This is a genomic window from Wolbachia endosymbiont of Anopheles demeilloni, from assembly GCF_018491735.2.
In the GTDB taxonomy this organism is placed as follows: Bacteria; Pseudomonadota; Alphaproteobacteria; order Rickettsiales; family Anaplasmataceae; genus Wolbachia.
Genome location: NZ_CP084694.1, coordinates 379,959 through 399,076, shown reverse-complemented (window position 1 = coordinate 399,076; position 19,118 = coordinate 379,959). Strand labels below are relative to the sequence as shown.

The 19,118-nt window shown below is 32.6% G+C and carries 21 protein-coding genes and 1 pseudogene; 8 read left to right on the top strand and 14 right to left on the bottom strand.

Annotated features, from left to right (window positions below):
• Positions 1-459: 459 nt before the first annotated feature.
• Positions 460-1,032, top strand: coding sequence for a hypothetical protein (locus tag JSQ73_RS02220; protein WP_234301860.1), 573 nt, complete (start codon positions 460-462; stop codon positions 1,030-1,032).
• A 305-nt stretch (positions 1,033-1,337) separates the two neighbouring features.
• Here JSQ73_RS02220 and JSQ73_RS02215 read toward each other — a convergent pair whose 3' ends face one another.
• The 4 genes from JSQ73_RS02215 to JSQ73_RS02200 form a co-directional block, all read right to left on the bottom strand.
• Entirely contained in the window at positions 1,338-1,901 is a 564-nt protein-coding gene (locus tag JSQ73_RS02215; RefSeq protein ID WP_214249456.1) for a TIGR02217 family protein, read from the bottom strand.
• A 158-nt stretch (positions 1,902-2,059) separates the two neighbouring features.
• Positions 2,060-2,833 (bottom strand): ankyrin repeat domain-containing protein, encoded by a 774-nt coding sequence (locus JSQ73_RS02210; RefSeq protein WP_214249455.1) that lies wholly within the window; start codon positions 2,831-2,833, stop codon positions 2,060-2,062.
• Positions 2,834-3,243: 410 nt separating this feature from the next.
• The gene (locus JSQ73_RS02205) at positions 3,244-4,425 is read right to left on the bottom strand and encodes an OTU domain-containing protein (RefSeq protein WP_234301859.1); all 1,182 of its coding nucleotides are present in this window, start codon (positions 4,423-4,425) and stop codon (positions 3,244-3,246) included.
• Between the two features lie 191 nt (positions 4,426-4,616).
• Positions 4,617-5,357 (bottom strand): DsbA family protein, encoded by a 741-nt coding sequence (locus JSQ73_RS02200; RefSeq protein WP_214249454.1) that lies wholly within the window; start codon positions 5,355-5,357, stop codon positions 4,617-4,619.
• Positions 5,358-5,695: 338 nt separating this feature from the next.
• Between JSQ73_RS02200 and JSQ73_RS02195 the strand changes: the two genes are divergently transcribed.
• The 4 genes from JSQ73_RS02195 (at position 5,696) to JSQ73_RS02180 (ending at position 10,311) form a co-directional block, all read left to right on the top strand.
• Entirely contained in the window at positions 5,696-7,579 is a 1,884-nt protein-coding gene (locus JSQ73_RS02195; RefSeq protein WP_214249453.1) for a DUF3857 domain-containing protein, read from the top strand.
• A 47-nt stretch (positions 7,580-7,626) separates the two neighbouring features.
• Complete coding sequence (locus JSQ73_RS02190; RefSeq protein WP_214249452.1) at positions 7,627-9,114, top strand: UbiD family decarboxylase; 1,488 nt, start codon at positions 7,627-7,629, stop codon at positions 9,112-9,114.
• A gap of 21 nt (positions 9,115-9,135) precedes the next feature.
• Positions 9,136-9,684, top strand: coding sequence for a phospholipase D family nuclease (locus JSQ73_RS02185; RefSeq protein WP_369409680.1), 549 nt, complete (start codon positions 9,136-9,138; stop codon positions 9,682-9,684).
• Positions 9,685-9,768: 84 nt separating this feature from the next.
• Positions 9,769-10,311, top strand: a complete 543-nt coding sequence (locus tag JSQ73_RS02180) for a hypothetical protein (RefSeq protein WP_214249451.1) — start codon at positions 9,769-9,771, stop codon at positions 10,309-10,311.
• A gap of 214 nt (positions 10,312-10,525) precedes the next feature.
• Here JSQ73_RS02180 and lgt read toward each other — a convergent pair whose 3' ends face one another.
• The 5 genes and pseudogenes from lgt to JSQ73_RS02155 form a co-directional block, all read right to left on the bottom strand.
• Positions 10,526-11,317, bottom strand: a complete 792-nt coding sequence (gene lgt, locus JSQ73_RS02175; RefSeq protein ID WP_214249450.1) for a prolipoprotein diacylglyceryl transferase — start codon at positions 11,315-11,317, stop codon at positions 10,526-10,528.
• Positions 11,318-11,323: 6 nt separating this feature from the next.
• Positions 11,324-11,773, bottom strand: coding sequence for an SsrA-binding protein SmpB (gene smpB / locus JSQ73_RS02170; protein WP_214249449.1), 450 nt, complete (start codon positions 11,771-11,773; stop codon positions 11,324-11,326).
• A 293-nt stretch (positions 11,774-12,066) separates the two neighbouring features.
• Positions 12,067-12,189 (bottom strand): annotated as a pseudogene (locus JSQ73_RS02165) (IS5/IS1182 family transposase); the annotation flags it as partial.
• Positions 12,190-12,367: 178 nt separating this feature from the next.
• On the bottom strand, positions 12,368-12,559 hold the full coding sequence (locus JSQ73_RS02160) for an ankyrin repeat domain-containing protein (protein ID WP_234301858.1): 192 nt from the start codon (positions 12,557-12,559) through the stop codon (positions 12,368-12,370).
• Between the two features lie 6 nt (positions 12,560-12,565).
• The gene (locus tag JSQ73_RS02155) at positions 12,566-12,748 is read right to left on the bottom strand and encodes a hypothetical protein (protein ID WP_234301857.1); all 183 of its coding nucleotides are present in this window, start codon (positions 12,746-12,748) and stop codon (positions 12,566-12,568) included.
• A 103-nt stretch (positions 12,749-12,851) separates the two neighbouring features.
• On the opposite strand from JSQ73_RS02155, the gene JSQ73_RS02150 reads away from it, so the two are divergent.
• Positions 12,852-13,373 (top strand): Na+/H+ antiporter subunit E, encoded by a 522-nt coding sequence (locus JSQ73_RS02150; protein ID WP_006015458.1) that lies wholly within the window; start codon positions 12,852-12,854, stop codon positions 13,371-13,373.
• Between the two features lie 163 nt (positions 13,374-13,536).
• Here JSQ73_RS02150 and JSQ73_RS02145 read toward each other — a convergent pair whose 3' ends face one another.
• The gene (locus JSQ73_RS02145; RefSeq protein WP_234301856.1) at positions 13,537-13,782 is read right to left on the bottom strand and encodes a hypothetical protein; all 246 of its coding nucleotides are present in this window, start codon (positions 13,780-13,782) and stop codon (positions 13,537-13,539) included.
• A gap of 266 nt (positions 13,783-14,048) precedes the next feature.
• Between JSQ73_RS02145 and purN the strand changes: the two genes are divergently transcribed.
• The gene (gene purN / locus JSQ73_RS02140) at positions 14,049-14,615 is read left to right on the top strand and encodes a phosphoribosylglycinamide formyltransferase (protein ID WP_214249445.1); all 567 of its coding nucleotides are present in this window, start codon (positions 14,049-14,051) and stop codon (positions 14,613-14,615) included.
• On the opposite strand, the gene JSQ73_RS02135 is transcribed toward purN, so the two are convergent.
• Genes JSQ73_RS02135 through ribF form a run of 4 tightly spaced genes read right to left on the bottom strand, consistent with a single transcriptional unit; the run spans position 14,609 to position 18,659 of the window.
• Positions 14,609-15,931 carry a M16 family metallopeptidase gene (locus JSQ73_RS02135; RefSeq protein WP_214249447.1) on the bottom strand — a complete coding sequence of 441 codons (1,323 nt, stop codon included), beginning with the start codon at positions 15,929-15,931 and terminating at the stop codon, positions 14,609-14,611. The two genes, purN and JSQ73_RS02135, sit on opposite strands and share 7 nt — an antisense overlap.
• The gene (locus JSQ73_RS02130) at positions 15,918-17,249 is read right to left on the bottom strand and encodes a M16 family metallopeptidase (RefSeq protein ID WP_214249446.1); all 1,332 of its coding nucleotides are present in this window, start codon (positions 17,247-17,249) and stop codon (positions 15,918-15,920) included. Before JSQ73_RS02130 ends, JSQ73_RS02135 begins: the two co-directional genes overlap by 14 nt.
• A gap of 4 nt (positions 17,250-17,253) precedes the next feature.
• Positions 17,254-17,730, bottom strand: coding sequence for a signal peptidase II (lspA, locus tag JSQ73_RS02125; protein ID WP_214249444.1), 477 nt, complete (start codon positions 17,728-17,730; stop codon positions 17,254-17,256).
• On the bottom strand, positions 17,727-18,659 hold the full coding sequence (ribF, locus tag JSQ73_RS02120; RefSeq protein WP_214249443.1) for a riboflavin biosynthesis protein RibF: 933 nt from the start codon (positions 18,657-18,659) through the stop codon (positions 17,727-17,729). The genes lspA and ribF overlap by 4 nt, the downstream gene beginning before the upstream one ends.
• 68 nt (positions 18,660-18,727) lie before the next feature.
• On the opposite strand from ribF, the gene JSQ73_RS02115 reads away from it, so the two are divergent.
• Entirely contained in the window at positions 18,728-19,099 is a 372-nt protein-coding gene (locus JSQ73_RS02115) for a glutaredoxin (RefSeq protein WP_214249442.1), read from the top strand.
• Positions 19,100-19,118 lie beyond the last annotated feature (19 nt).

The following is a 19,118-nucleotide window of genomic DNA, read 5'->3' as shown; positions in this document are numbered from 1 at the left end:
CTGCATCTCCTGCATGCGGTTATCATGCTTATCAGCAATTTGAAGCAAGTTATGCATGTGCAAACACTGAACATAGATGCGTGCAAATACTGAAACCAGTGTTCCATTTCTTGTCATCCCAGTGCTTTGACACTGGGATCCAGCATTTTCATAATCATCAAAACGTCTTTAACATTACTTTTATACTCACTTAACTGGATGCCAGTGTTTGGGTACTGACATGACACCATTTATTCCTGTGTTTTTGTCTATCTTAATCTGCTGAACGGCTTCAAGCAGGCTTATTAATTAGACGCTGGTACCTAGATAATTCACAACAATCAAACCGTTTGTATAATCGTACAAATATAAAAAGACTTTCTTTTTTTAATAAAAGCTTAATATTTATTAAGATTTTCATTTTCTTTTCTTAAAGTAGTTAATATATCTTGTATCAATATTAATTGATACAAGATATATATGAAGACAAAAATATTTGAGAGGCTAATAGGGCAAACCAGACTACGCAGCAATAGCAAGGCTGAAATCATACAGTTAAATAGAAAAGGAAAGGCTTTTATAGATGAGGATAAAAAGTCTATTGAATTAGCTGAGGCTATTTTTGCAGAAAATAATATGTTTCGTTTTCGCAAACCAGGTCCTGCTACAGATTACATTTTGCACAAACTAATAAATGATAAAAAGCTTCTCGAAGAAATGAAAGATAGAGGTACAAGTATAATACGTCTTTTTTCTTTGCTATCAATGTATCGTGGTCTTCCTAAGTGCTATGTTGTGAGAAAAGAAGGGTGTATTACTGATTTTGTAATACTTACTGATGTTGACAACGATTCAGAACTAGTACCTTTAGAAGACTTTATACTTATTGAGTCTGCTTCGTACCTAGAGTACATTTTGTTTGATAATAATAATATTAGAAATAGGTTAGTTGAAGATTTGACTAAAGATAAAACAAAATTAGATATTTTCATAAATTGTATTTTAGCAATAAATAGCTCGGATTTGGTATTATCTTATATCAACACAATGTAGGCTTTTGATGAGAAAGCTAGAAATTTTGTCAATCACATACAGAAAACCAATAGGATGGACTACCTCTTTAAGGAAAATGGTACAATACTTGTAAAGTTAGTTCTAAAAGAATTATTAAAACTTTCTATTTTACAAGAAAGAGAAAACACTACATTAGAATTTCCTCAAATTTCGAGTGTGGAACATTGTAATGGGCGATAGACTTTAAATTATGCTGAGGCTCATTTAAATATTAGCCTCAGTATCGCTTAACTTTTATGGAGCATACTTTAACTTTATTTCACTTCTACCAAGAAAATATTGTTTCAGCTATTGCTGCCATAGTTATCAATAGAAGCGTTTAGGTAATCTGTGTCAAATCGTACTGGTACATCAAATTCGAAGCTTGCGGTGATTATTGTGCCTTTTGCTGGTGGTTTCATAAATGCTATTTCTCCAGTTAAATAATTCACTGAATATTTTTCTGTCTTTTCACCATCTAGGTAAATTTTTATTGTATCATGCACTGGCTTTTTAATAGTTCGTGTATGCTTGTCTTTTCCACTTATGTAAATTTTTATCAGCTGAAAGGTCGCTTTTTTATCGTCTCCTATGCCAATTTCTTGATTGATAACTGTAAAATCTGACCAATCCTTAAAGCGAAACCCTATAGCTTTACCTTTTCGTGCCTGAAAAAATGTTATGAGTTCTGTTAGCTGCTTGTTTGACCTAACTCCATAAGCTATTTTATACCTTGCACGTGCACGAGACCAATTAATATTGCGCTGCTCACAGCCATTATGAGTTGTTACAATGTCAGTGGAAAATTCCGGTCCTACAGTAGAACCATAAGATATATTTTCTGGAAATCTAATTTCTGTGCATGACATATTTCCTCCTGTAAAAATAAAGTTGAGATGTTTTAGCTAAAAAAAAGTGTGATTTATGCAAGTTACAACAAACATGTAATAGTATCTAGAAATCTAGATACTATTAAAAGATGAAGTAAATGTAGGGTTAGTGAAAAAAGAAATCAGTAATATTATTACTACACAGAAGGTTGTAATAATGGTGTCTTTTCAGACATTTCAAATTCTTGCAGAAGTGTTGATATCGCTCCAGCTTGTTTACGATCATGATCTAAGAAATATATAATTAGTCCAGCAGCTATGCCAACAAGAGGAGATGCTATGATTGCACCTAATATGGCACTAGGAAAACTTACTACATCACACTCTGCTGCAATGCATGCACACAATCCAAATGCAATAAAAGCAAGAAGACTGACAGCAAATGTACGCCCTAAAGCATCATATATAGAGCTTCCTTCTTTCAATTGAGCTTGGTCTTTCATACTTTCAATTAGTTTTGTTTTTGTATCTCCTTGAGCGAAATCTAATGGAGTCTTACCATCTGTATTTTTGATTAGACAGTTTGCACCACACTGCATAAGAGTCGGTATATCGTTAGGTTTATTATGCAAAGCTGCGTAGTGCAACAACGTATTTCCTTCATTGTCTTGAAAATTTAGTAGTGTATCAAGTTCTTCATATTGATCTATCGACCCTTTATTCCGTATTGTCTCATTTAAATGCTCTATTACATCTTTTAGTGATTGCTTATTAGAATTTTTTACAAAATGAAGCAGAATTTCATGTATTACTGCCTTTTTTGTAGCTTGTGAGCATTGTAAAGCATATCTAAATGTTTCTGTATTAACAATCACTTCTTTTTCTTTAAGAGCGGTCTTTAAATCCTCGATCGTCTTTCGACCATCTCTTATTTCAAGAGTTATTAAATATAAATCTGTGTTACTAGTCATATGACTCTCCTAAATAATGTTAATTTATTGAAAATATAATAAATTATACTAAAAGTTAAATAAATTAATATACTAATTATTTAAAAAAGCCTTTACTTTTGACTCAACGTCCATTTTTATCTCCTGTAAAAATAAAGTTGAGCTGATGTAGGAAAGAGCTTAAGCTTTTGAAGCTACTTTATCAATCAGGCTATAAATTTTAAATCCCGTTTTTTCTAGAAAAGTATGAGCAATATTTTCCTTTGGCTCACTTTTGAGTTCATGAATATCGTTATGACTTTGCATTAATTGATATACACAAACACATGCAACAACTAAAGCAACTCCAGCAAGAGATGCTAAAGGAATTGGTTGAGTAAAAACAGCAGCTATAGCAGATGCTGTGAATACTATAGCTGTTATTACAGCAGCTATGCTATAAAAGCCTCTTTCATGTAACTATTGATTAATTTCTTTTGTATTTCCTCTTGTTGATGAGTAAAAGTAATTACTGTATCTGTATGAATTGGCTCACTAGCGCTGCTTTCTTGTTGTACTTCTGGCTTTGGTTGCTCAGAAGCAGGAACTTCTGTAACCTCACCAAAGATTTCTTCACCAAAAACTGGTTTATTTTCTGTTATATCCTCAGAAATTCCATTAAGAAGTGGAACAAAATGTCGCATGTAATTCACTATACGAACAACCTTATCGCCTTCACCTTCTTCACCTGTAGTAATATATCTACCACCTATAGGTTCTTCTTCTAGTGCTATCACTTCAATTTTCACTTTATACTTTTCACATATCATTTTCCCTTCAATCTCTGGACGACCCCATATAGGTAGAGAATGAGTTTCTGTAGACATATTTTTAATGTTGTCTAGATATTTAGAAAAAGACTTGGAATTATCTTTTTTTTCTTTTCCATCTTTGCTTATTTCTTCTTCTTTATCTTTACTTATTTCATATTCGTTATAGTCTTCTAGTAACAAATCATTATCTATGCCATATCTACTTTTCAAAATCTCTAAAATCTTCCCTTCTCTATCTTCACGATATTCCTCTAGTAACCAGCTGAAAAACTCCTCTTCTGTATATTTGGTTATTATTTCTTCATCTTTACACCAGTCTGTTTGTGCAGATATGCCTTTTTCATCTTCGCTATTTCTTTCCTTCGCTATTACTTTGCTATCCAAATTTCCTTCACCTACAAAATATCCTCCTTCTTCAGCATCTCCTGTTATTTTTTTATAAACCCACGAATTTGAATTTGCATTTGCTCTAGCATAATTTTCACAATCTTCTCTTAATGATTTTGCGGTAAAACGATGACCAGGTTTTATATTTAGCTCATTCAATCCTTGAGCCACGGAGTCAAAAAAGCAATCTCCTTCTGATATAGAAGCTCCTATTTTTAGCTTTTCAGGATAAGCTCTCTTTAGCTCATTCAATAAACTACTTCTTTTTGTTTTTTGTGCCCGAAATTTATAAACTAGTCTTTCTAGCCTTTGAGAATAAAAAGAGTCTAGATTCTTAAATAAAAATTGACTTAATTTTGTGCTTTTTTCGACTTGTCGAAAAAGAGCAATTGGTTTTCTGTTGAAATTTTTCATGTTATAATTCCAAAATAATGATTGTATTTTAATAGATTAATCAGCCTAGGAAGGCTAATTACTTAAGGTCGTGCTGTGTTGCAAGCAAACATCACCTACTTTTCTTGAACTAATATGCAGCCTATACATATAGTTACTTACTATATCTTGACTATACTTAAACTCTCTTGTGCTGTCAAGTAGGGAATTTATTAATCTTTTAACTCATCTACTTTTTTGCGTAGCACATTTAAATCAGTTGCTCCCACAAAAAGACTATCTCCTATTATCACAAAAGGTGTACCGCCTACTCCTAAATCCCTTACTAAAAGTTTGCTGTTGTTTATCATTTGCTCAATTTTGTCTGCATTACTTTTCATAGAGTTGTTAAAATCGTCCTCGTTAATCCCTATATTTTTTACTATACCTAATATAGTTTTGTCTGAAAATTCTCCTCTGTGATCTAGTGCAGCATAGTGAAAATCTAAGTACTTTTCTTTATCGATAAAATAAGTTGCTAAAGCACCTTTTGCTGCCTTTAAGGAGTTGTTACCAAGTATTGGAGCATCCCTAAAGATATATTTAATTTTGCCATCATTGATCAACTGTTTTATGTCATTCTTTATTGCCTTACAATAGCAACAAGAATAGTCAAAGAACCCTACAGCTATGACATTGCTATTTTCATTTCCTGAGTAAGGATAAGTGGAGTCGAATATTTCATTTTTATGCTGAGAAATTTTATTTTTGGTTGCATTAGCATAACTATTTTTAGCTGACTCTTCCTGGAGAGTTTTTATGATCTTATCAAAATTTTTACTGATGTAGTCATCTAATCTTTCACTTATATGGTCATCGTTTAAGATTGGACTGGGGTGTGAAAGCCAATTGTTTATTACTGGTAAACTTGCTACTGCAAATATAAAAATCAATAAAAATGGTATTTTAGACATACACTTACTTAAAGAATACAAATATTAAAGAAATGCTTAATGTTAAAACATTTTTATCAAGAAATGCAAATTTTATAAAATGAAATTTAAGATATTTTTGTAAAGTTCATCAGAAGATTTGGTGATGAAAAATTTTGCAGAGTAAGGCATTTATAAAGATTTAGATAGTCTTTACCGCTATGTCTAGCAAATTGTAAGCAAAAAAGTTGATTATCTTGTAATCGCTGCATATAATATCGGTAAGCGCGTCGCTAAGTAATATGAACACACTAAGTCTTACATTTCCGATAGTGTTGTTCGGATATAATAGAATGATTTTTCAATAAATGTAAGTAAAAATGAGATTTTTAAAAGCTGTCTTTAACTTAGCAATGTTAGCATTTTTTGTAGCTTCGACAGCTGAAGCAAGGTGGAGTAAGTACGAAGATGCTTCTGTCGAGGTTAAGTTTTCTAATGTTAACATTAATGTTAATAGAGATGGTACCTATGAAACGGAAGTAGAGCTTCAAGCAAAAATACTCAAGGAGTCTGGGCGTGATAGATTTTCTCTGTATAGTTTAATCTACAATGATGATAGTGCAGATTTGACTGTTTTAGAAGCTAAAACAGCTTATAACGGAGAGGAATATATAGTCACTGAAGACATGATAGAGGATAAACCGCTAGCTAGTCCTAGTAAAGGCTTCGATCAGCTAAGGCAAGTAACCATACCATTTCCCAAAATAGAAATTGGCACAGAAGTATATTTAAGGTATAAAAAAGTTAACAAAAAGGTTCCTGTCGATAATTTTTATGGCTTGAGCCTCTCTTATTATGGGGATTATTTACAAGCAGACAATACTAAAATCAATTCTGAATTACCCTTGGAGATTAAAGTTAATGATCCAAGAGAAGTATTAGAAATCGCTGAGGAAAAAAATGATGATATACACTCTATAAGCATTGCTTTGAAGAAAGCAGTTTATGAAAACACAACAAATGAACCACATAATGGAATATTGAATATTAAACACAACACTTGGGTATCACTTTCAAGCCTATCTAAATGGGAAGATTTAGCTAAAAAATTAGCTCCTGGTTATCATATCGTCATTAACCAGCCACTTCCTGCAATTTTTAAAGCTATAGCAGAATCTGCTACCAGTGAGAGTACTGATGAAGATAAGATCAATGCTGTTACTTCTTTATTGAATGAAAAAGTTCAGTACATGGGAGACTGGCGTACAGTATCAGGAAAATATTTCCCGAGAGATTTAGAGAAAATTGCTGATTCTCAAGTTGGGGATTGCAAAGATTTTTCTTCTAGCACGGCTGCTATTTTACAGGAACTTGGTTACAAAGTTCAACCTGTTTTAGTTATGAGAGGAATTACTAACACTTCTAACTCTAAAGCATTACCTAATATGGGTAATTTCAATCATGTGATGCTCAAAGTAACAAATAAAGATGGAAAAATATATTGGATTGATCCAACTAATACCGTCAGTATGGCACAGGGTATTTTTCCAGACATTGCTGATAGGAACGCTCTAGTACTCAATTATGAGAAAGCAGATTACATAAAAATTCCTTCTGTACAAGCTGAAAATTCAAAAGTGATATCTCATAGTGAATTAACTATAGAAGATAATGTTGTAAATGAATATGGCCGGCTTACCGTACAAGGGGAAGCAGCCCTAGGTTTAACAGGGGTTGGATTGTATTATTCAAATGAGCAACTAAGGGATTCTGTTTTTCATATGATTAGTGGGGTATATCTTGATGAAGAAGAAAAGAAGTTCTTAGAATTGCCTGACCTTACTTTACGTAATGTAGAAGATTTTACAATCAAATATGAGTTTCAGCAAAAAAATAAGATTTTAAAGACAAATCTAGGACCTGCTTTGAATTTAGGAGATAATTGGCTTAATGATGTTGTCAATACAGCTTCTGACCAAGTGTCAGACCTTTTTATTGGTGTTCCTAAAACTAAGGAAAGCCATATGATAATAAAAGACATCAAAATTAAAAACTGTGAAAATTTGAATTTTGAAATAGATTCTCCTTGGTTATATGTAAATAGGTTCTGTAAATATAAAAATGATGGAACCGAATTTAGCAATTTAATAACCATAAAGAAAAGCTTTATTACCAATGAAGAATTAAAGACTGCTGAATATAAAAACTTAAAAAGCGAATTGGAGAATAATTTTTCTAGAGCCTCTATAATAATAAGTGAATGAGTTGTGCTGGGAAAAGCACTTCTTAAAAGGCTTAAAATTTTTAAAATATGTACAATAACTTACGCGACTTCATCAGAGCATTAGAAGAAAAAAAAGATCTAATTAGAATTAAAAAAGAAGTTTCAACTATTCTTGAAATGACAGAAATTCATCGTAGAGTTTTGTCAAACAAGGGATCAGCTATCATCTTTGAGAATGTTGTCACAGAAAATGGCAAAAATTCAATTCCCGTTTTAGTGAATTTATTTGGTACTATTGAGAGAATTGCATTCGGACTTGGTATAAATTCTGATGAATTAAGGGATCTGGGTAAATTTCTAGCATTTTTGCGATCACCTGAGCCGCCAAAAACCTTCAAAGATGCTGTGAAAATGTTTCCTCTACTAAAAGTTGTATTGTCGATGCGGAGCAAAGTTGTGAGCAAAGCCCCATGTCAAGAGGTGGTGCTAACTGGGGATAAGGTGGATCTTAGTTTGCTACCTATTCAGACATGCTGGCCAAACGAGCCTGCACCGCTTATCACTTGGCCACTTGTGGTAACAAAAGGACCAACAGCAGACAAGCAAGATAATTTCAATCTTGGAATATATCGTATGCAGGTTGTGAATAAAAAAACGACTCTCATGCGCTGGCTTGCACATCGTGGTGGTGCAGGTCACCATAAACGGTGGAAGGAGAGGGGGCAAAATATGAAGTTTCCTGCTGCTGCTGTGATTGGTAGCGATCCTGCAACGATTATTGCTGCGGTAACTCCGGTGCCGGAGACTTTATCAGAATATCAATTTGCCGGGCTGCTGCGAAAAAAAACACTTGAGCTTGTAAATTGTAAAACTATTCCTCTTCAGGTTCCAGCTCATGCAGAAATTGTTTTGGAAGGATATGTAAGTTTGGATAATTACCAAGATGAAGGGCCATATGGAGATCATACCGGTTACTATAATGCTGTTGAACAGTTTCCTGAGTTTAACATCACTGCAATTACAATGCGCAAAGATCCAATTTATCTCAGCACTTTTACTGGTAAACCACCTGATGAACCATCAATTCTTGGTGAAGCACTCAACGAAATCTTTGTGCCGATTCTCATCAATCAGTTTCCGGAAATAGTAGATTTTTATCTGCCCCCAGAAGGTTGTTCATATAGAATAGCGGTAGTGTCGATAAAAAAGGCTTATCCAGGGCATGCAAAAAGAATTGTTATGGGCACACTATCTTTTCTCAAACAGTTCTTATACACGAAATTTATTATAGTTGTTGATTATGATATAAATATACGTGATTGGAAAGAGGTGATGTGGGCAATTTCAACAAGAATGGACCCTGTGCGTGATACAATTACGATAGAGAATGCCCCAATTGATTATTTAGATTTTGCTTCCCCTGAAAGGGGTCTCGGAGGTAAAATAGGGTTTGATGCAACAAACAAACTTCCACCTGAAACCAAACGAGAATGGGGAAGAAAAATTGAAATGAGCGAGGAAATAATAAAGAAAGTTACAGAGAAGTGGAAGGAATATGGGTTGACAGATGATTAAACTATGATGTAGGCTACCGCCGTGTATTTAGGTGTGGTTTGTGAGGCTTTTATATCTTTTATTTTTGTCGGCGCATGTTTTTCTCTGTATTACTATGTGGGTCCTACATTCTCGCCTTGCCCAAAAGCAACAGTTTGCTTCTCACCTGAAGAAGACTGTGCTGTACCGATAATCAGCGAGATAGAACAATCTAAAGAATCTATCTTAGTTCAAGAATATACATTTACTCTTGGAACAGTTGCAAAATCTTTGATTAACGCCAAAGAGCTTGGTGTTGATGTTAAAGTCGTCTTAGATAAATCACAACTCCATTCAAAATATAGTGTCATAAGCGAATTGTTTTCAAATGGAATACCGATTTGGATCGATAATAAGCCAAAAATTGCTCATAATAAGGTAATAATTGTTGATAATCAAAAAGTCATCATAGGATCGTTTAACCTCAGTAAGACAGCTAAAAAGGGAAATGCTGAAAATTTATTAATTATTGAAAATTATCCTGAATTAGTCCAGCAGTATGTGAAGAACTGGGAAATACGAATGTCACAATCCTATCAATATGCTCCCTAGATACTTGATATCAAAAAAAGTCTTTTTATTGATAGATGTAATTTCTTGTGATATAATAAATTAAAAGGTTTTAAGGGGTAGGTAATGGATTACATAAATGATGCTGCTGATAGTTACGCTGCCATTCATGATTTTTTTCAAAATAATGGTGTTGGAGATTACAAAGTTCAATGCAATTATGGTGGTGTACCGTATGCTACTGACGAATATGTACATCCTGGAGACAAATTTTGGAGCAATAATTTTATAGACTCACATTTTGGAAGGGAAATAAAAATGTATCCTCAAAGTGAGCTTTTAGCTAAAGAGTATTCTGGTAATACACTACCAGTTTCAATATCACTAGACAAGGATCTAATAAAAATAAAAGAATGTCAGAAAAAAACTAAATTTGTAGAACTAGAAGTGGAATCAGGTGATATAGTATATGATAAGCAAAAGCATATAAAGTGCTACACGAGAAAGTTATCATATGACGATGTTTCTGTTCATAATAAAAACGAAGTTTCAATACTGAATATTAGATATGATATGCCAAATGATCCGAGATACAGTTTAAACATAGCCTTCACAAAGGTTAATGATAATCAACCAGGGTTTTGGCAAAAATTTAAAAATATGTTTTAATAAAGTAGCTTCTCAATCAGGAATATTCTGGTGGAAAATGAATATCTACTTAGTAATGAATTTGGTCAGTAGCTACTAAGTTTTTCTTATAGCTATACAACGAAGGTTTGCTGGTCTTACATTTATTCTCTGCAAGACAAAAAATTCACATAATTGTACATAGTATGGAATAAATAAACTTCCACTATATTTTTCGATTAAACTTACCTTTTCTCTATTGAACAGATTTCGTATTAAATCTTAAGTTCAACGCACCTAAATATATAAGCATTCCCAGCAAAATCATAGGTATAGAAAGAAATTGTCCCATAGTTAAATTGAACCATAAATAGCCAATTTGATAGTCTGGCTCGCGGAAAAATTCAACCACAAAACGTGCTATTCCATACCACATAACTGCAATACCAGTTGTTGCACCGTAATACAGTTTCACTCTAGTCAAGAAAAACAGTGAATTTGTAACTACAAAAAGTAGCGCTCCTTCAAAAAATGCCTCATAAAGTTGGCTTGGATGGCGCAATAAGTTATCACCATTTTCTGGAAATACCATACCCCACGGCATATTTGTAACCCTGCCAAATAACTCTCCATTTATAAAATTACCTATGCGGCCTAGAAGTAAACCTATCGGAACTCCACAAGAAATTAGATCCAGTGTGTAAAATATAGGAATGTTATGTCTTCTACAGGAGATTATTATTGCAAGCAAAACTCCTATAGCACCGCCATGAAATGACATACCTCCTTCCCAGGTCTTTAGTATTTCGATAGGATTGCTTATATAGAGAACTGGATCATATATCAATACGTACCCAAGCCTACCTCCAAGGATAATGCCTATAATAACGGCTGTTAATAACGAATCGTAAAAATTCTTAGTAAATATTTTTTGATTGTCTAGCTTATGTAAATACCAATATGCAAAAACTATACCCAAAACATATGCTAAAGAGTACCAATATATAGAAACAGGACCGATGCTAAAAATAACTGGACTTAAAGACATATTTTACTACAAATTATTCTTAGACAATCTACTTTTCTCACGTTCCCACTCTCTCTGTTTTATGGTTGCTCTCTTATCATAGAGTTTTTTTCCTTTCACAATGGCAATTTTAGTTTTTGCCAACCCTTTATCATTAAAATAGATAGAAAGTGGCACAACAGTTATTCCAGAGGTTTTGATTTGACCAATTAGCTTATTTATCTCTTTTTTATGCAAAAGCAATTTTCGTTCTCTTTTTGGCTTGTGATTCTTTTGGTTTGCAGCTTTATACTCTGCGATATGCATATTGTTTAGCCATATTTCACCTTTTTTTTCAGTAACGTAAGCATCAGAAATGTTTGCTTTTTTTTCCCTTAGTGATTTCACTTCACTACTTAAGAGGATCATACCTGCTTCAAATTCTTCTAAGATAAAGTATTCAAACCTTGCTTTTCTATTTTCTGCAATAACTTCCATATCTAAAGATATCTTTAAGCTTCAATATATTACAGAACTTTTGGTTTAATTCATAACAAAACAATTATCTCAGTAAATGCAAGTTTGGTTTAAAAAGCTCCAATCTTCCTGCAAGTATAATTTGTTCCACTCTTCTTACTGCCATTTCAGCCCTAGGATTAGCATTACCTGACAAAGAATTTATCACATCTTTGCAGCCCCATTCAATAGCAAAGTGTAAAGGAGCATATCTATTATTGTTGTGTTTACTAACATATGCCCCACTTTCAATTAAAATATCTCTTAGAACCTGTTCATAATCTTTTGAGGAGGAAAGAAGTAAAAGCAAGAACGACCATTTGCAGGCTAGTGTTGAGTTTCCGCTCGCAATTTTTCCAAAGTCGCCTACATTTTTGCAACCAAGCAAAAGATCTCTCATTGTCCTCTTCCTGCAAGACTTCAGATCTGCTACAATAATCTCAAACTTTCCTCGACTTATATCACTTGGATATAAACTTCCCATATCCTACTTTATCCTCTCATTCTATCCCTTTTTTGAGATCATGTACAGTCTCTTATACTTTCATGATCGCTAGCAAAATGCAAAGGAATTCATCAACAACTATCCCACATATTAACACATGCTCCATGTTCAATCAGAGTTCTTACTATGTTTTCATTATCACTTTCAGCAGCAAAATGCAAGGGAGTGCTTCTATAATTATCCCACGCATCGACATATGCTCCGTGTTCAATTAGAGCTATTAATATGTTCTCATAGCCACTCTTAGCAGCAAAATGCAACAATGTAGTTTATACAGGATCTAGATCACTATGTGTAGTGAATATATAATTGATATTAAATTCACTATCTTTCCACCTCCGTAAATCAATTCTTTCTAATTTTATTTTTATTTGTTCAACTATGTTGTTCTTGCTTAAACCTGAAGTATCATTTATTTCTTCAAGCATTTTTAGAAAATCATCAAGCGTCATAATCTCCACTACTTATTAAAATAACTTGGTTATTATGTTCTTTGACACAAAAATCAAGAACTTTTTATTTTCCTAAAAAATCATTTAAGTTATACTCCAAATCATGAAAGTCAGGCAAAATATTAAGTTTTTTTCTCTATCATTTGTGATTTTGTCTTCTCTATGGATTACATTGTCTGGTTATTTTGAGCCTTTTTTTATTCTCTGTGGAGTATTTTCTTCTGTGTTCACATTGATTATCTTTAAAAGGTTAATTGATGCTGAAAGTGCCCTTAGTCAAATTCTAAATGATAGTGGTAGGCTGTCACTTTATCAGCTTATAAGTTATATACCTTGGCTAATTTACCAAATTATTTTTTCAAGTATTTATGTAACAAAAAAGGTGCTACGATTTAAATCTACAGTTGAGCCAATTGTTATTGTAAGAGAATGCATAGGACATAATGATAAGACCATTGCATTATTTGCTAACTCAGTTACGATTACTCCTGGAACTTTAACTATCAATGTTGAAAAGAAGCAGAAAACATATTTATCTACCATATGTTTGATAGATAAAGATCTTGAAAGTGGCATTTCTGAAATAGAAGGTAAAGTCTTAAAAATGCTACACCTAGTTAAGTAATTTCTTTAAATAAGTTAACAGCGTCTCTGTATTCTCTTCTTAGGCTTTCAAGCATTTCTTTTGGAAGGCTATCAATAACAGTAGAACATAAATAATTGTACAAATCTTCTAGCCTTGATATGTTATTTTTCTTCTTGCTGTTGAATTTGTACGGAAAAATGCCCTACATAATTTCAATATCAACAACCTTATTTAAAAATGCATTTTCACTTGTTATGCTTATTCTTGTAAGTATAGTATTAATTTCAGGTTCATTACTCGTATAAATATCTGATAATTCTGCCATTTTAATGACGTATAAAGTTACTACTTTTGATAAACAATTATCAGAATATTCACAATTTTTTATTACCTCCCACTGAGTAACCTGAGACTTGCTTATTTTTGCATTGCTTGGTAATTTATTCATTGAATTTTCTCCATTTAATTCAGTGTAGTAAATTATACTAATACTTTGTTAAAAAAATAATAACGCAGCCATAAAAATATGCATTTATTTACCATAAATTGCACAATATTCCCAAAGTAAAATATTAAAATTACTCTAAAATGAATGATTTCTTTAATTCCATGTTATTCAGTAATGTAAAATATTGCTACACAATAGTATTTACTCTAAAATAAAGCTTCCTTTTGAGCTATTTTATTAATATCCATTCTTACGGCTACACTAAAATGAAAAAGATAAAACTCGGAATACTAATTTCAGGTAGAGGATCAAACATGCAGGCTTTAATAGAAGCATGTCAAGATCAGAATTTTCCTGCTCAAACTGTATGCATTATCACAAATAATAGTGAAGCTGAAGGCCTTGAAATAGCAAGGCAAGAAAAAATTCCAGCGTTTGTTGTTGAAGATAAGCCACTTGATACTGATAAAATTCATGAAATACTTGTTCAACATAAGGTTGATTTAATTTGCCTTGCAGGGTTTATGAGAATTCTAAAGGCCAATTTCCTAAATAAATGGCATAACAAAGTTATAAATATTCATCCCTCTTTACTTCCGTCATATAAGGGCTTAAATGCTCAGGAGCAAGCTCTGAAAGCGGGTGTAAAAATTACAGGATGTACTGTGCATTATGTTACTCCTGAAGTTGATGCTGGAGCCATAATCGCTCAAGCTACTGTTCCAGTGTTACCAAATGATGATGTTCAAAGTCTCTCAGAGCGCATTCTAGCTGAAGAGCATAAGTGTTATGTAAAAGCAGTAAGATCAATAGCAGAAGGTATTAACTATTGACTTTGAGCGTTTCTTCCAACTTCAACAAAAAATAAATTTTCAGGATTCAGTAAAGAACTTGCCAGCTTGTTTACTTTTTCCAATTGAACATCATTAATGATATTTGTATAATTATTTATATGGTTAATATCACGATCGTCTATCTGCATACTATCCAGTAACGTTGCTGTATTCGCATTATTTGATAGAAAAGAGAAGATAAGGTTATTTACTAAACTGGTTTTTGCATCCTTGAATAATTGTTTGTCAATTCCTTCCTTTTTTATTCTGCTAAATGTATCTTTTACTGCTGATATAGCTTTGCTAGCAGTAGAACTATCAGTACTTATGAATCCAGATATAACATTCCCATGTTTATTTGTAATATTACTTGCACTAATACCATAAGTAATACCTAGATTTTGTCTCAATTCCTTCATTAATATTGAATTCAGCCCCATACCACCAAGCGCATTAATCAAAACACTAGCATTATAGTAATTAGGGTCTTCATATGCTATGCCTTTTTGAGCAAAAAGTATTACACTCTGTGGTATATCCATAAAAATGCTCTTACTTTCTGCAGGCCCAAATTCATTTTTTACAGATACCTTCCTAACTTTTGATCTTTTTGATGGTAACTTAGATAAATATTTATCGAGCAGCGTACTAACTTCTTCTTTTGTTGCACAACCAACAATACTAATAACGATATTATCCTTAGTAAAACTACGCTTTATATATGTTAAAACATCGTCTCTAGTAATGCTCATTATAGTGTCTAGAGTTCCATGTCGATCTCTTGAGTAAGGATGTTTTTTGAACAACAACGTATCCAACTCTTTTGCAGCAATAAAATAAGGATCTTTTTCAAAATTATTAAAGTTTACTTTGGCTTTTTCAAAAACTCTATTCAATCCTTCTGAATCAACTTTAGGGCGCATTATAGCATCACTCAGTAGTGAAATTGCATCCTCTAGATTCTCAGATAAAGTATTTAATAGAACCCTAAATGCTTCTAAACCAGCAATAAAATTTAAACTAATTCCTTTATCCTCAAGCTTTTTTACAAAATCTTTGGCATCATTCTTTCCTGCTCCTTCTTGAATTACAAGAGAAGTAAACCAAGCAAGTCCCTGCTTTTCTGCACTTTCATACACGTAACCTGCATCTTTGAATGATATATTGAGTGAAACTTTTGGTAAATCACGATTTTTAACAAACAGAAACTTAAGCCCTTTATTAGTAGTAACCTCCTCTATATTTAGGTGGCTGCTCGCCTGCAAATTAAAGCCCAGACAGAAAAAAAGTAGAAATAAAAGTTTACTTACTCTCATCATTATTACCTCCTTTTGGTAGCAAACGGCCGACTAATTTACTAGTAGAAAAAATAGTACGAATTTTGTGATTTACATTTTTCAGATTGACATCATTAATTTTGCTATATGAAATGTCTATTTCATCAAGTGGGATACCTAGTGCTAGACGTGGTATATAAAATATTGCTACACTAGTTAAATCAGATAGATTATCAAACTGTGCTGCTTTGTATTTAGACTTTGTGCTTTGCAACTCTTCACTTGTTATTTCTTCAGAGGTAAAGTGATTAATAGAATTTTCTAACTCTCTTGCAACAGCATCCAAATCTACCCCACTTTTTGGAGTTACCCGAATCTCAATGTAACCATTACTAAAAGCTAAGCTATTATAATAAGCAAACACTTCTACTGCTACATTCTTATCTAGAACTAAATCTTTATATAACTTGCTAGACTTAGAATTTCCCAAAATGTTAACTGCCAAATCAACAGGAAAAGTTTCACTTACTTGCTCAAATAAAGGAACACTATAGCGAAAGTATAAAACTGGCTCTTTTACTTCAGTGCTTTCTAAAATTACCGATATATCTTCATTATGTACTGGATCTTGGTTCGGATAATGCCTAACTACAGGCTCAGCTTTAATTTCACCATATTTTTCCTTTGCTAATCCCACTACTTCTTCAAATTCTACATCACCAACAACGAGCAGTATAGCATTACCTGGATGATAATAGTTATCATGAAACTTTGTTATGTCATCTTGATTGTAGGTTTTAATATCGCTCTCCCAACCAATAACAGACCTACCATAACCATTACGATAAAATGCACTGTTCATTTCCTCCCATAGTAAAGCTTCAGGATTATTATCAAATCTCATCTTTCTTTCTTCTAATACGATATTTTTTTCTCTATCTATTTTGTCTTGAGTAACATCAAAATTGCCCATTCTATCTGCTTCAATTTCCATTGCTAGTGGTAAATCTTTTTTGAGAACTAATTCGTAGTAGCAGGTGTATTCTTTAGTGGTAAAAGCATTAAATTGGGCCCCAATGCTGCCAAAAGTGGATTCTATGTCTTTAAATTTTCCTGTAGTTTCAAACATTAAGTGTTCAAAGTAGTGAGCCAATCCTGCTTTGCCAATTGGGTCATCCATTCCCCCAACTTTATATATTATTGCATGAAAAACAGCTGGAATTCGTTGATTAGGTACTACATAAACATCCAATCCGTTACTGAGTTTAGCATGCTTTATGATTTCAGCTTCCAAAGAAATCGGACAAATAAAAAAAAACACAGATGGTATAAAAAAACTAAAGAATTTGCGAAGCATTATTTCATTCCTCATTTTGCTTAGAGATAGACCTATCATATATATACCACTTATATAACAATGTACACATTCCACAAACTATAGATAGATCAGCTAAATTAAAGGATGGCCAATACCAATCATTGATATGAAAATATATGAAATCATATACAGCGCCCCAATAGATTCTATCAATTACATTTCCGATCGCTCCACCAATCATCAGAGAAAAACTAAGGTAAATTGACTTATCATTAGATTTATATATCAAGTATGCAAGTATACCAATTATTAATACTGAACATGCCGAAAAAAAGAAGCTGCCATGAGGCAGAGTACTACACATTCCAAAGCTAATTCCTGAATTCCAAACTTCAACTAATTTCATAAAATTAGTAATCTCGATTGACTCCCCCTCATCAATCAATGAGTTTATATACAATTTACTTGTTTGATCGAATGATACTATAATTAATATAATAACTAAACATATCCTTTTCATAAGTTTATCTTTAACTGGTAAGCTTTCATTATATCACGATCTATCTGTTTTGTTAACTCGTTAATACTATGGAATTTTTTTTCTGCCCTAATAAATTTTAAAAGTTGTATGTCAACCTTAAAATTGTATACATTTTCGTTGAAGTCAAATATATGCATTTCTACTATAGGTTTTTTTAAGTCCTTAAATGTAGGTCTCATACCAATGTTGACTACTCCATATAGCCAACTTGAACTATTTTCAGAAAATGCAACTTTGGCGTAATATGTACCAAGCTTAGGTTTTATCATGTAATCTTCTATCGGAATGTTTATGGTTGGAAACCCTATTTCTCTACCTCTACATGCACCTTTTGTTACAATACCAGAAACTTGATAAGACCTACCAAGCAATTTATTAGCAATTTCTATTTCGCCTTTTTGTAAACACTCCCTGATTGAGGAAGAAGAGCAAATTTTTCTATCGATTATCAATGGCTCTAATTTAGTTAAAGAATATTCATACATCTGAGAATATTTTTCTAGAGTTAATATGTTACCCAATCGTTTGTGACCAAAAGTACAACTTTCTCCAACAGTTATATGTTTAGCACCATACTTCTTTACCAAAATCTTACCAATAAAGTCATCGCAGCTAACCTCAGAAAAACCTCTACTAAAATTAATAATATACAAGTAATCTATACCATAGCTGCTGATTAGTTCCTTTTTTTGTTCTTGGTCTATTAACCTAAAATTGTTCCTACTAAATAAAACAGTTGATGGGTGAGGCTCAAAAGTTAAAACTGCAGAGGGTAATCCTCTTTCTTGTACTACCTTCTTTAGATTGGAAATTGCAAACTTATGTCCTAAATGAACGCCATCGAAATTTCCGAAAGTTAGTGCCACATTATCTTTTATCCCTTGCTCACAGTTGTAAATAATTTTCATACAATTTGATATTTTATATATATTTTTTATATATAATAGTTGTATTTTATGAACTATGGAGATAAATCGTGAAAAATACTAAAGGAAAAGTTGTAATATATGTGAAGAAGTACTGCCCATTCTGCAAGAAAGCAAAAGAGTTATTGGATGAAAAAGGTGTGAAATACGAAGAAATTGATGTACTTAGAAACTCGGATTTGTTTGACGGTATAAAATCAAAATATAACGTCAGGACAGTTCCACAAATTTTTATTACTGATGAAAATGGTGATTATATACATCATATTGCTGGATGTGACAAATTGATGGATCTTGAAAAAGAAGGAAAGTTGGATAATATGTTAAATAACAATGAAGATAGCATTAATGCAACAGCTTACACAAGCGGCAGTGATGAACACGAGGGATGTAATATAATACATAATGAAGATTTTATGTGATTTTTTTGTCTTACTGTTG

Bases quoted from the DNA above. Each gene is read 5' to 3' on its own strand.
- JSQ73_RS02220 (WP_234301860.1), top strand. From the start codon at position 460: ATGAAGACAAAAATATTTGAGAGGCTAATAGGGCAAACCAGACTACGC.
- JSQ73_RS02215 (WP_214249456.1), bottom strand. From the start codon at position 1,901: ATGTCATGCACAGAAATTAGATTTCCAGAAAATATATCTTATGGTTCT.
- JSQ73_RS02210 (WP_214249455.1), bottom strand. From the start codon at position 2,833: ATGACTAGTAACACAGATTTATATTTAATAACTCTTGAAATAAGAGAT.
- JSQ73_RS02205 (WP_234301859.1), bottom strand. From the start codon at position 4,425: ATGAAAAATTTCAACAGAAAACCAATTGCTCTTTTTCGACAAGTCGAA.
- JSQ73_RS02200 (WP_214249454.1), bottom strand. From the start codon at position 5,357: ATGTCTAAAATACCATTTTTATTGATTTTTATATTTGCAGTAGCAAGT.
- JSQ73_RS02195 (WP_214249453.1), top strand. From the start codon at position 5,696: ATGAGATTTTTAAAAGCTGTCTTTAACTTAGCAATGTTAGCATTTTTT.
- JSQ73_RS02190 (WP_214249452.1), top strand. From the start codon at position 7,627: ATGTACAATAACTTACGCGACTTCATCAGAGCATTAGAAGAAAAAAAA.
- JSQ73_RS02180 (WP_214249451.1), top strand. From the start codon at position 9,769: ATGGATTACATAAATGATGCTGCTGATAGTTACGCTGCCATTCATGAT.
- lgt (WP_214249450.1), bottom strand. From the start codon at position 11,317: ATGTCTTTAAGTCCAGTTATTTTTAGCATCGGTCCTGTTTCTATATAT.
- smpB (WP_214249449.1), bottom strand. From the start codon at position 11,773: ATGGAAGTTATTGCAGAAAATAGAAAAGCAAGGTTTGAATACTTTATC.
- JSQ73_RS02155 (WP_234301857.1), bottom strand. From the start codon at position 12,748: ATGACGCTTGATGATTTTCTAAAAATGCTTGAAGAAATAAATGATACT.
- JSQ73_RS02150 (WP_006015458.1), top strand. From the start codon at position 12,852: ATGAAAGTCAGGCAAAATATTAAGTTTTTTTCTCTATCATTTGTGATT.
- JSQ73_RS02145 (WP_234301856.1), bottom strand. From the start codon at position 13,782: ATGAATAAATTACCAAGCAATGCAAAAATAAGCAAGTCTCAGGTTACT.
- purN (WP_214249445.1), top strand. From the start codon at position 14,049: ATGAAAAAGATAAAACTCGGAATACTAATTTCAGGTAGAGGATCAAAC.
- JSQ73_RS02135 (WP_214249447.1), bottom strand. From the start codon at position 15,931: ATGAGAGTAAGTAAACTTTTATTTCTACTTTTTTTCTGTCTGGGCTTT.
- JSQ73_RS02130 (WP_214249446.1), bottom strand. From the start codon at position 17,249: ATGCTTCGCAAATTCTTTAGTTTTTTTATACCATCTGTGTTTTTTTTT.
- lspA (WP_214249444.1), bottom strand. From the start codon at position 17,730: ATGAAAAGGATATGTTTAGTTATTATATTAATTATAGTATCATTCGAT.
- ribF (WP_214249443.1), bottom strand. From the start codon at position 18,659: ATGAAAATTATTTACAACTGTGAGCAAGGGATAAAAGATAATGTGGCA.